The 15,112-nt window shown below is 66.2% G+C and carries 14 protein-coding genes and 1 pseudogene; 5 read left to right on the forward strand and 10 right to left on the reverse strand.

All coding sequences use genetic code 11. The annotated features are described in order from the left end of the window. Positions 1 to 47 precede the first annotated feature (47 nt). On the forward strand, positions 48 to 284 hold the full coding sequence (locus FND50_RS34125; RefSeq protein WP_005254663.1) for a hypothetical protein: 237 nt from the start codon (positions 48 to 50) through the stop codon (positions 282 to 284). Positions 285 to 316: 32 nt separating this feature from the next. Here the strand turns inward: FND50_RS34125 and FND50_RS34130 are convergent, their stop codons facing one another. Further along, entirely contained in the window at positions 317 to 1,447 is a 1,131-nt protein-coding gene (locus tag FND50_RS34130) for a helix-turn-helix transcriptional regulator (protein ID WP_144289242.1), read from the reverse strand. A 102-nt stretch (positions 1,448 to 1,549) separates the two neighbouring features. Between FND50_RS34130 and FND50_RS34135 the strand changes: the two genes are divergently transcribed. Beyond that, a complete protein-coding gene (locus FND50_RS34135) occupies positions 1,550 to 2,020 on the forward strand; it encodes a grhN (RefSeq protein WP_260850814.1) in 471 nt (156 codons plus the stop codon). An 11-nt stretch (positions 2,021 to 2,031) separates the two neighbouring features. Then, the gene (locus FND50_RS34140) at positions 2,032 to 2,835 is read left to right on the forward strand and encodes an MBL fold metallo-hydrolase (protein ID WP_144288687.1); all 804 of its coding nucleotides are present in this window, start codon (positions 2,032 to 2,034) and stop codon (positions 2,833 to 2,835) included. Between the two features lie 185 nt (positions 2,836 to 3,020). Here the strand turns inward: FND50_RS34140 and FND50_RS34145 are convergent, their stop codons facing one another. The 3 genes from FND50_RS34145 to FND50_RS34155 form a co-directional block, all read right to left on the reverse strand. Continuing rightward, positions 3,021 to 3,665 carry a CG0192-related protein gene (locus tag FND50_RS34145; RefSeq protein WP_144288688.1) on the reverse strand — a complete coding sequence of 215 codons (645 nt, stop codon included), beginning with the start codon at positions 3,663 to 3,665 and terminating at the stop codon, positions 3,021 to 3,023. A gap of 18 nt (positions 3,666 to 3,683) precedes the next feature. Further along, positions 3,684 to 4,208, reverse strand: coding sequence for a pyridoxamine 5'-phosphate oxidase family protein (locus tag FND50_RS34150; RefSeq protein ID WP_144288689.1), 525 nt, complete (start codon positions 4,206 to 4,208; stop codon positions 3,684 to 3,686). A gap of 90 nt (positions 4,209 to 4,298) precedes the next feature. Beyond that, on the reverse strand, positions 4,299 to 4,514 hold the full coding sequence (locus FND50_RS34155; protein WP_260850815.1) for a hypothetical protein: 216 nt from the start codon (positions 4,512 to 4,514) through the stop codon (positions 4,299 to 4,301). Between the two features lie 334 nt (positions 4,515 to 4,848). Between FND50_RS34155 and FND50_RS34160 the strand changes: the two genes are divergently transcribed. Beyond that, a complete protein-coding gene (locus tag FND50_RS34160; protein WP_144288690.1) occupies positions 4,849 to 6,516 on the forward strand; it encodes an alkyl sulfatase dimerization domain-containing protein in 1,668 nt (555 codons plus the stop codon). A 20-nt stretch (positions 6,517 to 6,536) separates the two neighbouring features. Here FND50_RS34160 and FND50_RS34165 read toward each other — a convergent pair whose 3' ends face one another. From FND50_RS34165 to FND50_RS37990, 6 genes and pseudogenes are all read right to left on the reverse strand, one after another. Further along, positions 6,537 to 7,967 carry a hypothetical protein gene (locus FND50_RS34165; protein WP_144288691.1) on the reverse strand — a complete coding sequence of 477 codons (1,431 nt, stop codon included), beginning with the start codon at positions 7,965 to 7,967 and terminating at the stop codon, positions 6,537 to 6,539. Beyond that, a complete protein-coding gene (locus FND50_RS37410; protein WP_260850816.1) occupies positions 7,964 to 8,377 on the reverse strand; it encodes an ATP-binding protein in 414 nt (137 codons plus the stop codon). Before FND50_RS37410 ends, FND50_RS34165 begins: the two co-directional genes overlap by 4 nt. Next, a complete protein-coding gene (locus FND50_RS37415) occupies positions 8,364 to 8,705 on the reverse strand; it encodes an ATP-binding protein (RefSeq protein ID WP_144288692.1) in 342 nt (113 codons plus the stop codon). Before FND50_RS37415 ends, FND50_RS37410 begins: the two co-directional genes overlap by 14 nt. Continuing rightward, positions 8,702 to 9,292 (reverse strand): Mu transposase C-terminal domain-containing protein, encoded by a 591-nt coding sequence (locus FND50_RS34180; protein ID WP_144288693.1) that lies wholly within the window; start codon positions 9,290 to 9,292, stop codon positions 8,702 to 8,704. The genes FND50_RS37415 and FND50_RS34180 overlap by 4 nt, the downstream gene beginning before the upstream one ends. 297 nt (positions 9,293 to 9,589) lie before the next feature. Then, positions 9,590 to 10,843, reverse strand: a complete 1,254-nt coding sequence (gene ltrA, locus FND50_RS34185) for a group II intron reverse transcriptase/maturase (protein ID WP_144288694.1) — start codon at positions 10,841 to 10,843, stop codon at positions 9,590 to 9,592. A gap of 610 nt (positions 10,844 to 11,453) precedes the next feature. Further along, positions 11,454 to 13,789 (reverse strand): annotated as a pseudogene (locus tag FND50_RS37990) (transposase). Here FND50_RS37990 and FND50_RS34195 point away from each other — a divergent pair. After that, a complete protein-coding gene (locus FND50_RS34195; RefSeq protein ID WP_144288695.1) occupies positions 13,681 to 15,111 on the forward strand; it encodes a DUF2252 domain-containing protein in 1,431 nt (476 codons plus the stop codon). The pseudogene FND50_RS37990 and the gene FND50_RS34195 overlap by 109 nt on opposite strands. Position 15,112 lies beyond the last annotated feature (1 nt).

The following is a 15,112-nucleotide window of genomic DNA, read 5'->3' on the forward strand; positions in this document are numbered from 1 at the left end:
GGCAGGAACCACAAGACAGTCGGCCGTTTCTCGGGAAGGACGCACTGATGAGCGAACAAGATGCACGTTCGGTGACGGGTGTTCGGGACAAGGACTACAACCTGATTTGGTTCGTCGAAGCGTCACTGAGCAACGCTCTGCGTCTCGAGGGTTACATTTCGGACGCCGACATGGACGGTGACGCCGAGTTGGCCGACTTCTTCCGCCGCGCCCAAGCCGTGAGCCGGAAGGGTGGCGATCTGGGCAAGGCCATGCTGGCCGCCCGCCTGAAGAAGGAACAGTAGGCCTCCGCCCCCGGCTGGCCCCGGGGCGGAACTCAACCCCTCTGCGTCGGCCAGGGACCGCCGCGGACAGGCCTGCCCGCGGCGGTCCGCTTTTCGTTGTCACGGAACCGCGGCTCGTAGTGATGGAAGAACACCTTGCCGACCAGGTCGCGTCGGCTGTGCACACCGGTCTTGTCGAAGATGCTCTTCAGATGTTGCTGCACGGTCTGCGCCGACACGTGCAGTTCGGCGGAGACCTGCGAAGTCGACGCCCCTTGCAACACCATCGACGTGACCTCCTTCTCGCGCTCGGTCAGCCCGTACGCCGACATCAGCAGCGGATACAGACGGCTCGGATGCGCCGGCTCCACGATCACCGCGATCCGCCGCCTGCCCGTCGACGTCAGGCATGCCCCGTGCAGCACCAACCACGCCCCCGACCGCGACAGCACCCGCGAGATGGCCACGTCGCCCAGCCGGTCGCGGTCTTCCACACACCGCAACACGCGACCGGCGAGAGTGATCACCGAGGCCGGCAACTCCCCCCGATCCCAGTCCCCGCCCTGCAGATCCACCATCCACCGGTCGACCCCGGGCGTCGCGGATTCGATGTTCCACTTCTCGTCGAGGACGAGCAGACCCGGCGAATCCGCATACTCCGGTTCCTCGGCCTGCCCGCACAGCAGTGCTCGGCGGGCACCGCCCGCGAGGACCGGCGCGATCTGCTGCACGAACGACTTCTCGGTTTCCGAGAACATCGGCATCCCCTCGTCGCGATAGAGGCTCAGCGCTCCCCAGGTTTCTCCCGAGCGCGTGCGTAGCCGCGCAATCAACTCCTGGTCGCCGCCGAGTGTCCGGTTCCGGCGCCAGCGCGGACTTCCCGACGGATCACCGTGCGCGGCTTCGTGCAACGTGGAAATCCCTTCGGCGGAACGCATTACGTCGGGGACGGACTGAACGTCGTCCTCGTAGTACTCGGCGGCCAGCCATTCTCCGGGAAATTCGTCCATGCCGAAGTGATAGTGACTGGTCATCAGCATGGACACGGGGTCGAGGGTGAACCAGCACGGCGTCCAGTAGTACGGGACGACACCGGCCACGACGTCCGACGCGTCCCGCCACAGCGACACCAGGCCGCGGGGTGCGGCGCACAGTCGTGCGACCTTGTCTGCCGCGCACTGCACGGAATCCACACTCACGAGTCAAGCGTACGAGCGCGGATCGGCGGCGGAAATACCAGAATTGTGGAATGGTGTGCCCGCTCCACCGCTCCTAGCGTCGGTGACATGTCCAAAACCGATACCGCAAATGTGCGGTTGAACCCGCCGCCACCCCATTTGATGCGGCTGGTCAACCCGTTGGTCCGGCGGGTCCTCACGACCCGGTCACTGGGGCGGCGCATCCGGCGCCAAGGACTGATCGAGTTCACCGGCCGTCGTACCGGGCGCACCCTGCGAGTGCCGGTATGCCTGCACGACGTCGACGGTCAGACGCTCGTCTTCACCGAGCGTCCGTGGCGGCGCAACTTCGCCGGCGGCGCACCCGTGACGGTCACCCACCGGGGCCGTGTCCGCCGGGGCTGGGCCCTGCTACTCGAGGCCACCCCCGCCGAGGCGGGCGCCGCATTCCGTGCCGCACTCGACGACGGGGCCACCCCGTTCGAACTGGGCCTGAAGGTCCCGCGGGGATACGAGCCGACCGAAGCCGAACTGGCCACGATCGCCCGGTCGCTGATCCGTGTCGACTACGACGACTGAGGAGAGTTCCCATGCGTATCAACAGAATCCGACGCGACATCACGGTACTCGGCGACGAACTGGAAGTACCGGGGATCGGGCACCTACCGGTGAACGCGTACGTTCTCCACGCCGCCGAACCCGTCGTCGTCGACACCGGACTCAGCCTGCCCGGACGCGGCTTCATGGACGCCCTGGGATCGGTGCTCGACCCCGCGGACGTCGAGTGGATCTGGCTGACGCATCCGGACCGCGATCACACCGGCGCGTTGTTCGACCTTCTCGACGCGGCGCCGCGCGCCCGCCTGATCACGACGTTCGCGGGCGTCGGCATCATGTCCTGCGCACGGCCCGTCCCGATGGACCGGGTCTACCTGCTCAATCCAGGTCAATCCCTCGACGTCGGCGATCGCACACTGACGGCGCTGCGGCCCCCGCTGTTCGACAATCCCAGCACCGTCGGCTTCTACGACGACCGCAGCGAGGCCTGCTTCTCGTCGGATTGCTTCGGGGCGCCGATGGAGACCGCCGAACTCGCCACCGCCAACGACGTCGGGTACTCCGCACCCGGCGCCGTCCGCGCCGCGCAGCACCTGTGGGCCACCGTCGACAGTCCCTGGGTGCACCTGGTGGACGAGACGAACTTCCTGCGCACCGTCGCCGCGGTCCGGGCGCTCGACCCGCGATGGATCCTCAGCACCCACCTCCCCCCGGCGGACGGTCGCACCGCCGAGTTTCTGGACATGCTCGCCGAGGCACCGAAGTCAGACCCCTTCATCGGGCCCGACCAGGCCGCACTCGAGCAGATGCTGGCCGGATTCGAGCCCGTCGGGTGAGGTCCACGGCAGAAAAAAGCCGCCGACACCATATGGTGCCGGCGGCCTCTGCGACGGTGCCGTCATATCGCCTCTCGGCAAGTGGTCGCTCTCGGCGACAATTTTAATGTGGTACCCGGGGTATGTCCGACACCGTCGACGGGTTCAACTGTACCGTTCTCGGAGATATTCCGCCCCTCCCCGCGTCACACCTCGTGGTCAGCCGTCGGATGCGCGATCGCGAGCAGCGCCGGCGCACCTCGGCCCGGCCAGGTGCCCTCCAGAGTGTGCGAGCCGAGGTCCGCGACCCGATCCGGATCGATCACCCGGAACACCCGGATGCCGATCGCGGCCGCCGTGATGACGGTGGCCGTTCCCTCATTCGCACAGGTCACGGCACCGACGACCGGCACAGTCGAGCCCGGTGAGCCGCTACCCGACACCCTCGTGGTCACCTCTCGGCGCTCGGCGGGTGCGGCGAACTGGAGTTCCGCCTCGCTCCCGCCCGTCAGGATGGCCGTCGCGAGCGCACTCGCGTACACCGGGTCGGCGCAGGCGTCGTAGACCCAGCGCTCACCCAGCACGGAATGCTGCATCGTGGTGATCAACGCCTCCGCACCGGCCATCGGGGCACCGCGATACGTCACCGGCACCTGCACGACCTGCCCGTCCGCCGTCCGGACCAGGTGGGTTTCGATGCCGACCTCCCCGGCCGGATCGTCGAACCGGTACGCACCGACGACCTCGAGGGACGACGCGTCGGCGGACCCGATCCAGGGCTGGCGAGGAACCCACTCGCCGAGCATCTCGGCCTTGGACGGAGACAGTTGAGCGTGATGGATGAGAGCCACACGGCCGACGGTACCGCGTCACCCGGCAACCGATGCCGCGTCGAGATCGGCGGCGTAGACAGTCATCCAGTGCGGATGCAGCCGGTAGTAGACCACGTCGTTGTCCCAGTCGAAGAAGTCTTCGCCGTAGAAGCTCTTGAAGTAGGCGAGCAGGTCCGGCCAGTCCGCGGCCGGCTCGCCGTCGCGGGGGTTGAGGGTCTCCACCGTGCCGTGCGTGAACACGCCCAGGTCCTCACCGCGCATGTGCGCGGCGCTGACGGCCGGGCGGGCGGCGAGGTGGCGGGCCTTGGCGGCGCCGCGCGCCGTGCCGAAGTGCCACTTCCCGTGCAGGAAGTGCCCGTCCACACCGCTGATCCGCGGTTCGCCCTCGGCCGTGACGGTGGACAGGGCGAGGGTACACATGCCGGTGACGATCTGGGTGAGCTGCTGTGCGGTCAGGGTGCTTTCGGTGTTGATGATCGAACGCAGATGAGCGGTCGAGCGGGACAGCGAGGCGTCGAGGAGGGTCTGGAGCTCTTCGAGCTCTTCTCGTGTTTCGCGCATGGAGGTCCTTGTCTATGTCGAACGGTGAAACCATGCTCGCACCGAGACGCTGACATCCTGTGTCAGGTTTCTCCCGACGATCTGCTCGTTTCAGCTCGTGGACGTGTGTCCCAGTGCGGACATTCCGGCATCGAAACTCTCCAGGGCCGCGCCGACCGCCGCGGCGACGGTGACCTCGAAGACCTGATCCTCGGTTGGTCCGGCGGCGAGGAGCCGGCCGATGTCGGTGTCGGTGATCGTGTAGGAGGCGTCGCGGACCGTCGCGGCGTAGTCCTGCCACGGTTCGGGAAGCGGAATTCTCGTCACCAACCGCGCCCAAACCGGAAGTAACGCGGAACAAAGCCCGAAACCTCACTCCGCCCACAGACCAACGTGCGATTCGCCATCGGAATGTCAGACGCTCGACCTGCAAACTCGTCACTCAATGTCAGCACGTCTCGTCGCTGGATGTCAGTCGAGACCTGGGCCGATGCGGTCGAGGTCAAGTGCGTGCGCGGCGACGGGCGCTGCGGTTCAGTTCACCTGGTTCGGGTGACGCCGCCCAACGGTTCGTCCTGCACGATCGGGTGGGGAGACGGTGCATGCCGTCGCGCCGGCGGGTCGGCGGTGGTGGCTCGTGCTGTGACAGGAAGGTGGTCGTATGCCCAATCCGTACGATGTCGAGCGCACGTGGCCGGACTATTTTCTCGAACACCGCCGGTTGACCGTCGAGCAGCAGGGGACCTATCGGTGTGGTGAGTTGCCGGTGTGGACGGTGTACTGCCCGCACGGTTACCTGGGCAACGCGACAATCATCGAGGGCGATGACGGCCTGATCGTCTACGACACCGGGGTCAACATGGATGCGGGGCAGGTGATCGCCGCCGAAATCGCGAAGATCTCCGACAAGCCCGTGGTCGCGGTCTTCTACTCCCATCACCACCCGGACCACTACAACGGCACCCGGGCGATCGTCGATCCCGCGGACGTGGAGTCGGGCGCGGTGAAGATCTACGCGTGGGGAAACTTCGACGCCGAGCGCGCGAACGAGTTCGGCGAGATTTTGCCCCGGCAGTCGATGGGGTCGGCCTACTACGGCGGCGCGTTCCTGTCCCCGGACGACAAACATCACCACGGCATCGGCACCGTGCCGTCGTCGGGTGCGGCCGGGTTCATTCCGCCCACCGACCTGCTGCCCGGCAACACCACCGTCACCATCGCCAGGATACGGCTGGAGATCTTCTACACCGGTGGTGAGGCGATCAGCGAGTTCGGCATTCACCTACCCGATCTGGACATGGTGCTCATCGCCGACGAGTTCTTCACCGGGCTGCCCAACACCCACACCATCCGCGGCTCCAAACCGCGTATCGCCGAGAACTACATCACCGCACTGGAACGTGTCCTCGACATCGAGCCGCTGTGGCTGCTGGGCTCGCACATCATGCCGATCCAGGGCAAGCAACTCATCCGCGACACCGTCACCCGCTACCGTGACGCCACCCAATACCTGTGGGACCAGTCGATCCGGTTGATCAACAAGGGCTACACCCCGGTCGAGTTGCAGCACGCGCTCAAAGACGTCCCCGAGGAGTTGATCGACCCCCCGTACACCGTGCCGATGTACGGCACCCCGTTCACCAACGTTCCCGAGTATTTCACCGGGTGGGTGAGCTGGTTCAGCGGCGACGCCACCGATCTGTTTCCGTCGCTGCCCGACCACAAGGCCCGCCGGATGGTCGAGCTGATGGGAGGTGTCGACGCTGTAGTCGACGCCGCCAAGGACGACCACAGCGCAGGCGACCACCAGCTCGCCGCCGAGTTGACCCAGCTCGCGCTGCGCGCCGCACCCGATCACGAGGACGCACGCCTGCTTAAGGCGGCCGCCCTGCGTGCCCGCGGCTATCGGGAAGTCAACCCGATCGCGAGGTCCTGGTACCTGACCGGCGCGCTCGAACTCGAGAAGGCCTTCGACCCCGGCGACCTGCTGCGATCGATGCTCTCGCAGTTGGGGGCTGCTGCCGCTCCCGCCGAGATCGTTCGTGGATGGCGCTACCTGCTCGACGCCGACAAAGCCGCGGGCGTCGACCTGACCGTGGGCCTGAAGTTCACCGACTCCGGCGAACAGATCACCGCCCGGATACGTCACCGCGTTCTCGTCGTCGACGACGGTATCGCCGAGGACTGCGACGCCGTCATCGAACTCACCGCCGCCGACCTCGAGACCGGTACACGCCCCACCGTCGTCTCCGGGGACGCCACCGCCTGGTCCACCCTGCTGGGCCTGATCGACCGCGAGATCACCGGATTCACTATGCACATGCGCTGATCCCTGGACACGCTCGACGATCACAGCCGACGCGTCAGCCTTCCGGTTGCTGTTACCTGACGGCGATCCGCTGAGGGGGTAGCGGCGAAGTGCCGGACCTGCCGGGGTCGCGACATCGCCTGAACCTCGACGCGGGTGAGCCAGCCGTCCGACCAGGGATGTAGCGCTGGAGGGTTGACCTCGCACATGCGCACTGAGGTGCGCAGGTGCTGGCCGGTAGTGCCGATACCTCCAGACAGCAGAAGTTGATTGGCGTCGGTGTCGCGCAGTTGAACGTAGGTGCGTGCCGCCGCGAGCAGTGGACGCGCCGCGGCGGGGATCGGGTGCGCGGTGGGATGACGATAGTGGCGGCGCCCGACCGCACCGCTCAGCACCAGCGCGCCGGCATCGCTGGTCAGCGCGCTGACTGGGATGGACGCGAGGTGTGGTGCGGGACTGCCGGTGCACAGCAGCGCCGCGAGCGCGGCGGCATGTGTCGGGCTGGGGATCACCGAGCGAATACGGTCGGCGGTCTGCTCGGTAACCGGCACGGTGGTCAGTCCGGGTCCGACGCTGAAAGCCAGATTCGGAGGTAATTCGACGCGGATTCCGTGCATGTGCAGACCGCGTTGGGCACCGCGCAACCGCGCCACCGTGTGGCCACGGGATGGACTGTCGGCGGCCAGCGCGCCGAGGAATCGCAGCAGAGCGACCTGGTCAATACCTGCAGCCGCCTGCGACGACAGGTTAGTCCCAGAGAAGGCATCAGCAGGTTCGGCGTGGGCGCGCTCGTCGAGCGAACAGTCGGCTGCCCACCGGCAACCTGCTCGCATGCCCGAGATGTATACGGCATCGATGCGCGCGAAGTCCTCTGACGAGTGTTCCCGACGCGCCGCGGCCCGGAAGTCGCCGGCGTCCGCGTCGAACACGATCGGCACCGGCAAGATCATCGTGTCCGGCGAGGGGCGCGCCGTCGTTCCGGGTGATGCACACGCAGCGACGAGGGCGGCATGGTCCCTGGTGATCCGCACCGGGTACCCAACAATGTCGCGCGCGTCGACTGGGTGGGCATGCCAGACCAGTACGAGGTGCACACCGGTGGCATGGTGAAGCGTGAGGAGCCGCTGCCGTTGTCCTGCAGTAAGGCGGTGGGCGCGCAGCACCACCAGGTGCGCAATCCGTTCTGCAGCCATCCACGCTGTTATCGCCCGCCACGCGAGCACAGCGCTGTCGAGCCGGTACGCGGCCAGCCGTGTCGGTGACTGTCCCAGCGCGACGAACAGATCTGCAGCTAAGGCTGCCTCGCTCCTGGTCGCCGGGGTGGGATGCACCGTCACGACCCCGCCGGCCGGGCAGTGAGCCGCGCGGAGGGCGCGCGTCACCATGGCGTCATCCGACGGATCCACCAGCACGGTGATCGACGCTGCCCACTCGCCGCGGTGGGCGCTCCGCGCAGGCGGGGGTGTTGTCATCGGCTGCGGCCGGACAGTTTCGAGAACACCCAACCCAGCACCTCCTGGTCGACCTGAACACGGTCGAGTCGGTGTAGTGCCCGTTGGGTGTGTGCGGTGATCTTCGCCCAGGATCGGAAGTTGCCGTGTCCGGCGTGGGTGTCGGCGAACGTGATCACCTCCGGCGTCGCCGTCTCCCAAATCGGGTGGAAAGCGGGAATCACGCGCAGGACCTGCTCGGAGCTCATCCGGCGAAATTCTTGCCAGACGAAGATCCGGGAACTGAGCATCGGCTCGCGGCGCAGCACCTGGTAGCAGTCGCCGCCGCCGACGAACACGATCGCGATGTCGGTGTGCAGGTCGTCCCCTAGGTGTCGCCAGTATTCGAAGCACTCCCTCGACATCCACTGGGCCTCGTCACAGACCAGCACCCGAAATTTCTCTCGCCGGCGGCGGCCCACTGACGGCGAGGGCATCGAAGAGCGTATGGCGGATGTCCCGCGGGGTCGGACGCGCGCGGAATTGCACTCGACATACTGCCTCCGGGACGAGGTCTCGTAGGGATGCGTTCACCGAGAGCGTCTTGCCGAGGCCGGCGTCGCCGTGCACACACATCATGGCCTTGGTGTCGATCACGTCGACGAGGTTGTCGCGGGTGGCGAGCAGGGTATCGGTCGCCACGATATGTGCACCGGACAGTCCGAGGAAGTGCTCGGGCGACTGATCGACGTCCGCAGGCGTTGCCGGGGTGCCTGTCATGACGACTCCGGCTCGTCACTGGCGGCGGTGTCTCTGGGTCGCACCCATCCAGGCGGGGGTGGGCTGAGTGGGAGCAGGCCTGGCCGCGCCCACCGGAGTAGGTCGGAGTCGTGGACGTCGGCGAGCTCGGCTTTCGCCTCCTCGACGGTCAGCGCCTCGAGTCGCTGTGCCGGGGCCGGGACCGTCGTGGCTGCGTACCGCACGCGCCGAGCCCGCTCGGCGGCCGCCAGATCAGCCCGCAACTGACGCGCTTTCCGGGCTCGGGTGCGGTGCACCGCGGCAATGGTTTGCGCGGATGCCTGGTCGGCCAGCCCAGCGGTACCCAGATGAGTGTTGGTGCGGCAGTCGAACACCTCGATCTCCTGAGCGTGATGGGGCATATACCGTAATCGAACGCTGGTGCCGACCAAGCCCGTCATCCAGTCGGCAACGTAGAAGCGGCCACGGCCGAAGCCGATGCCCTTGTTTGTGATCTTGCGCTGGCTGCGGTGGTCCTCGAGGGTGAACATCCACAACGTGGCTTCGTCGATCTCCGTGATCGGTGTCGGGTCGGCCTCCCATGATTGCAGCGGCGTCCGCTCATCCAATTCGGCGATCGTATGCTCGCAGTTCCACCAGTCCACCCAGGCCAGCACCTCGGCAGCGACGCCTCGAACGTCAACGCCGGCTGGTCGGGATCGACTGGTGCGCCGTTGATTCCCTCCTGACGATGGGTATACCGGGGAAGGCCCGCGAACAGAATCCGCTCCACAGCACCGTTGATCGCCTCCACCGTGCCCTTCAGATGTGGGGTGTAAGGTCGGGTGGCCCGGGGGAATTGCACCCCCGGGCTCCCACAGAACGGAGCGTGACAGTCTCCCGTCACTCCGCTCTTGTCATCCTGGTCACCAGAAACACGGCGTCCATGCCCAGTGGGCGAAGAGCCTAGGATGCTGACGGGTGATGCGCTGCCAGCATCTTTGGGCCTTCTTGAACGGCCGCAGTCGTTTGTACTTCTTGCGGATCCAACGCACCAGATAGGCGTTGATGCGCTCCAGGAGGGGCAACAGCGCGGAGCGGTAGTACGCCCCGTAATACTGCAGCCAGCCGCGCACGATCGGATTGATCTTCCGTGCGAGCTCGACGAAGGTGTGGCGGGTCCGCAGGTGCAGCCGCCAGGAGCGAACTTCCCTGCTGATCTTCTTCAGGGCATCCTTGCTGATCGCGGGCAGGAAGTTGGTGAAGTTCTTCCCCTTCCTGCTGCGCGCCTTGCGGGCTTGGAACGTGAACCCGAGGAAGGTGAACGACGTGTGCTCGTACGAGCCACGCCGGTTACCGTCCCGGCAGTACACGATCTTGGTTTTGTCGGGGTGCAGCCGCAGCCCGACTTCCCCCATCCTGTCCCCGAGCGCCATAAGCACCTCGCGGGCCTGACGCTCGCTGACGCAGTGCACGACCGCGTCGTCGGCATAACGCTCAAACTGGACGTCCCGAAAGTTTCGGGCGAGCCAGACGTCGAACGCGTAGTGCATGAACAGGTTCGCCAACACGGGCGAGACCGCGGACCCCTGCGGGGTCCCCCGGTCCCGCTCCTGCAAGGTTCCGTCGGGCAGTTGCAGCGGGGCTTGGAGCCACCGCGTGACATACAACCTCACCCAGGCGGCGTCGGTATGGGCCTCCACAGCCTTGACGATGAGGTCCCACCGGACGCTGTCGAAGAACTTCTGGATGTCGAGGTCGATCACCCAGTCCTTCTTCCAACACCGTTGCCGGCAACGCTCCACCGCCATCAGGGCCGACCGCTTCGGTCGATAGCCGTAGGAATCCTCGTGGAAGACCGGCTCCACCCGAATTCCCAAATGCCTGGCCACCACAGTCTGCGCGACCCTATCGGCGACAGTGGGGATACCTAGCATCCTCGTGCCGCCGCCGTGCTGCTTCGGAATCTCTACCGCACGCACCGGAGGAGGGAAGTACGTCCCCGACGACATCCGATTCCAGATCCGAAAAAGATTATTCTTCAGATCGTCCTCGAAGTCGGCGATGGACTGCCCATCCACCCCCGGCGCACCCTGATTACCCTTTACCTCTCGAAAAGCCTCCCAGACTTCCCACTTCGATATATCAAACGGCTTCTCTGACAATTTCAGCTTGTTCATCGGCTCCTCCCGGAGAACGTCCGGTTGACCTGACACACACAGCCACGGATGACCCGGCCCCTTCGCTCCACCCCCATTACAGGGCTTCCCCACTACTACGAGCCGGTCCGCCAGCATCTCTCGCGACGGTACTCAACCCCTTGCGGTTTCAGCCGCTTGGAGCACTCCCTCTCGCACCCCATGCCGGGGCAGCGGTGTCGAGACATGCCTTCCCACGTTCCATGCACGAGCGGCAGATCAGGCTCACGTCACCTCCATGCCGGACACCATCTGGCCAATAAACGGGCACCCGCCAGACTCCTCCCGGGATCAACAAGACACCCCGGTTTCGATGCCACCTCGAGTTAAATAACGACACGTCATCAGTGATTCGCTCGCGCTCGTCTTCCTGATCCCTACCTGACACCGTCACACAGTGCCTTTTCCACATCGCTCACCACGGTCGCGTTACCACTTCCGCAGCATGTGGCGGTTTGGAGCCTCCCCCCGCAGGGCGGCTCCGAAGGGCCAAAACCTTCATCTCCTGCACAGCACCACATAAAGTCGCCTTGCCTACATCAAGCTCCTCCTTGTGTTCGTGGCACACCTTGTTGTTTAACCTGGTTGGGTTTCACTTTCTGGCTTCGTGATGTCGATTTTCGTGCGTTTCCCGACGTGATGGTGCTGGGCGGGGCGGCGGTTCCTCGAGCCGGGTGGGCGTCCGGGACCAGGTCGACTGGGTTTCGGTGCACTGGCAGGATTGGGCATGGTCGCGCGGATGCGCGGAAACCCTCGACGGACGCGGGCCGGCGTCAACCGTCGCGGTGGGGCGGGTCGTTCCCACGGACGGCGTAGGTCTTCGGCGAGCGGCCGGGCGAGCCGGAGTTGGGTGTGCGCAATCAGGACGATCCACGTCCATCGGTCGGCCGCCTCGGGGTTGCGGATCTTCGGGGCGGTCCAGCCCAACGTCTGCCTGAATAGTCTGCCTGAATAGGCGGAATGTGTGCTCGATGTCGAAGCGCCGCAGAAACATCTGCCACAGTCGGTCGATATCGGCGGTGCCCGCACCCGGATGTGAGTACCAGAGCCACACCGGTTTGGGATGCCGGTCGCCGGGCAGGTGATCGACCGTCAGCCGGATCACCGTTCCTTCGACGATCGGCGGGAATCCCGGGTGGTCCGCCCACGATCCACGGTGAGTGATTCTCGGGTGCAACCGATTCCACGCCGCAGTGACGGCTCTTCCGTAGCGGTCGGTGTCGGTATCGGTGGCGCTGTCAGGTTCGGGCCAGGTCTGGGAGTCGGCGAATTTGAATTCGGCACCGTGCCGGGGTGGGCGCCCGGTTCGACCCGCCGGCGGCGCGGGGAAGTGCAGCACCCGGTCCGAACGCATCCGACCCAACACCTGAACCGGTAGATCGGCGAGTAGGAACGCCATCCGTGCCAGTTCGTACCCGGCATCGAAGACGAGCACGATGTCCGGGTCGCCGTCGCTCCAGTGCCCGGCCGCTTGCAATCGCCCGACTACTTCGCGGACTTGTGCCGTGGTGACCGTAGTTTCGTCGTCGTCGGGCCGCAGGCGCACCGCATCGAGTACCGCCGTCCACGAGGTGCGGCCCACCTCCAACGCGGCAACGAAGGAATACGGCCACCCGGGGATCAACTGTGCTTGATTCCTACCGCGACCGTAGACGTGACAGAACGCTCGCTGGGAGCTGGTTGGCGCATCCGGGCGCAGCCACGGGCTGATATCGATGGCCAGGACGATCCGGCCATCGCTGCTTCGCGGCAGGGGAGTGCTCCGACTGCGCGTCGCAGTCGATCGATATCAACCCGGCCGCAGTTCAATCCGTCGTATAAGGCGCCGTGACCGCGCCGATGCTCAGGGGTCAGCGACAAGTCGACCAACGTCGTAACCGGGTCCCCGGAACACAGCAACGCATCGGTCAGCTCGAACACCGCATCACTGCGCGCCGACAAACACCGGTAGAACTCTTCGCGGAACGACACCAGCTCGACCAGGTCATCCGCGCACGACCCTTCCCCGACCACCTGCGTGTAGGGCACACTGACACTCACGACCACCGCTTGCCTTTGTCTCGAAAGTTCTGTGAGAGGAACCTCAAGATGATCAGGCGGTGGTCGCCCCATGCCGCGGCGACACGCCGAACAACACCAGCACCAACTGCCCCGCGCGACGGCCGAGGTTAAACGACAAGCTAAGGATCGAAACCGCGCGTGTGCCGCCTCATGTGGCCGCGGCGGGCATCGGGCGTGTCCCGCTTTCGGATACCGGTGGCAGCGGTCAGTGGTCCGTTGGGCACCACTCACCGTCTCCGCGCTGGGGGTTCTCTCCTGCGTGACAGAAGGATCTCTCTTCGGAGTGGTGTCTACCTGCTGCTCGGCGTAGCGAGCACACTTGGGCTTCTCATCGGGCTGCACGAGGTCGCGGCATCCGCGGCCGACACCGACCATCTGGTCGCCACCGCGACCGACGAGCCAAATAGCGCAACCTCGATCACGAGCGAGCAACTCTGCGAGGATCGCGGTCTCCGCTCGTCGGGTGCGAACGCGGACCCTCTCCCCGGGACCGAGGTCGTTGAGCAACCCGTAGATCGATATCAACCCGCGCGGGTGCACGGTCTGACCGGCTGCTTCTGATCCGCGTCGCGGTAGTGGCTCCACGGGTGAAGATCCGAGGACCAGGCTGGACAATGGCGTAACCGAAGGGTCCGAGACCACCGATTTCCAGCACCGGGCGCGCCGGTCGCGCAAGATGGTGGGGCCGGTCCGATGTGGGCCGTGGTCATCCCGACCTCCCCTGATCCGCGGACGAAGGCCACCCGAGGGACCACACCATGACAGAACGAGACCCCTTCCCCGATCCAGCACCCGCCGGTGCGCCCAACCGTCCGACCCGGGCGGCACGGATCGAATGCGGCGACACGGTCCGGCGCCGAATCCCATTCGACGCCATCGCCGAACACGCACCGGCCCGCGACCGGGACCCGGTCGGCCTGCTCGAGTCTCAGGCGGCCACCCGGGTCCCCGACCTGGTCCCCATCCGGTACGGGCGGATGGTGCAGTCACCGTTCGCGTTCTACCGCGGCTCCGCCCTGGTGATGGCCGACGACCTCTCCCACGCCCCGGAAACCGGCCTGCACACCCAACTGTGCGGGGACGCCCACCTGAGCAACTTCGGACTGTTCGCCACACCCGAGCGCAAACTCGCCTTCGATGTCAACGACTTCGACGAAACCTATCCCGGCCCGTTCGAATGGGACGTCAAACGACTCGTCGCGAGCCTCGCCGTCGCCGGCCGCGCCAACGGGTTCAGCCGGAAACAGCGCAAACGGATCACCCGCGCCTGCGCGGCCGAATACCGCGAGACCATGACCTACCAGGCCGACCGCGGCGAGCTCGCGGCCTGGTACGCCCACATCGACGCCGCCACCGAGCTGGACCAGCTCCGCGACGTCCTGGACTCCTCGACCCGCAAACGCGTCCGCAAGACGATCGACAAATCCCGCGGCCGCGACAGCCTGCAAGCACTGTCCAAGCTGACCACCCTGGTGGACGGGCAGCCGCGGATCGTGAGCACGCCCCCGCTGATCGTGCCGATCGAGGAGGTCTTCACCGGCACCGAAGCCGAACAACTCGACCGGGAGCTGATCCGGCGAATGCGCGACTACCGCGACACCCTGCAACCCGCCCGCCGTGTCCTGTTCGATCGATTCGAGTACGTCCAAACGGCACGGAAAGTCGTCGGGGTGGGCAGCGTCGGCACCCGGGCCTGGATCGTCCTGCTCCGCGGCCCCGGCGGCGACCCCCTGTTCCTGCAGGCCAAGGAGGCACAACCGTCGGTCCTCGAAAAGTACGTCGACGGCCCGGCATTCACGAATCACGGCGAACGCGTCGTGTCCGGGCAACGCGTGATGCAGGCCGCCAGCGACATCCTTCTCGGCTGGCAGCAGGGACCCGACGCCGACGGCGCGGTACGGGACTACTACATCCGCCAGCTGCGCGACGGCAAGGGCTCGGCCGTCATCGAGACCATGAATGCCGACGCCATGGCGATGTACGGGCGGTTGTGCGCCCGGGTGCTCGCGTACGCGCATGCCCGCGCCGGCGACCGGTTCGCCATCGCCGGGTACCTCGGTTCGGACGACGACTTCGACAAGGCACTGACCGGATTCGCCGAGACCTACGCCCTCCAGAACGAACGCGACCACGCCGCGTTGCGGAAGGCGATCGACGACGGCCGAATCACCGCACACCCGGGAACATGAC

The sequence above is a fragment of the Rhodococcus sp. WB9 genome (assembly GCF_007558985.1).
In the GTDB taxonomy this organism is placed as follows: domain Bacteria; phylum Actinomycetota; class Actinomycetes; order Mycobacteriales; family Mycobacteriaceae; genus Rhodococcus_F; species Rhodococcus_F opacus.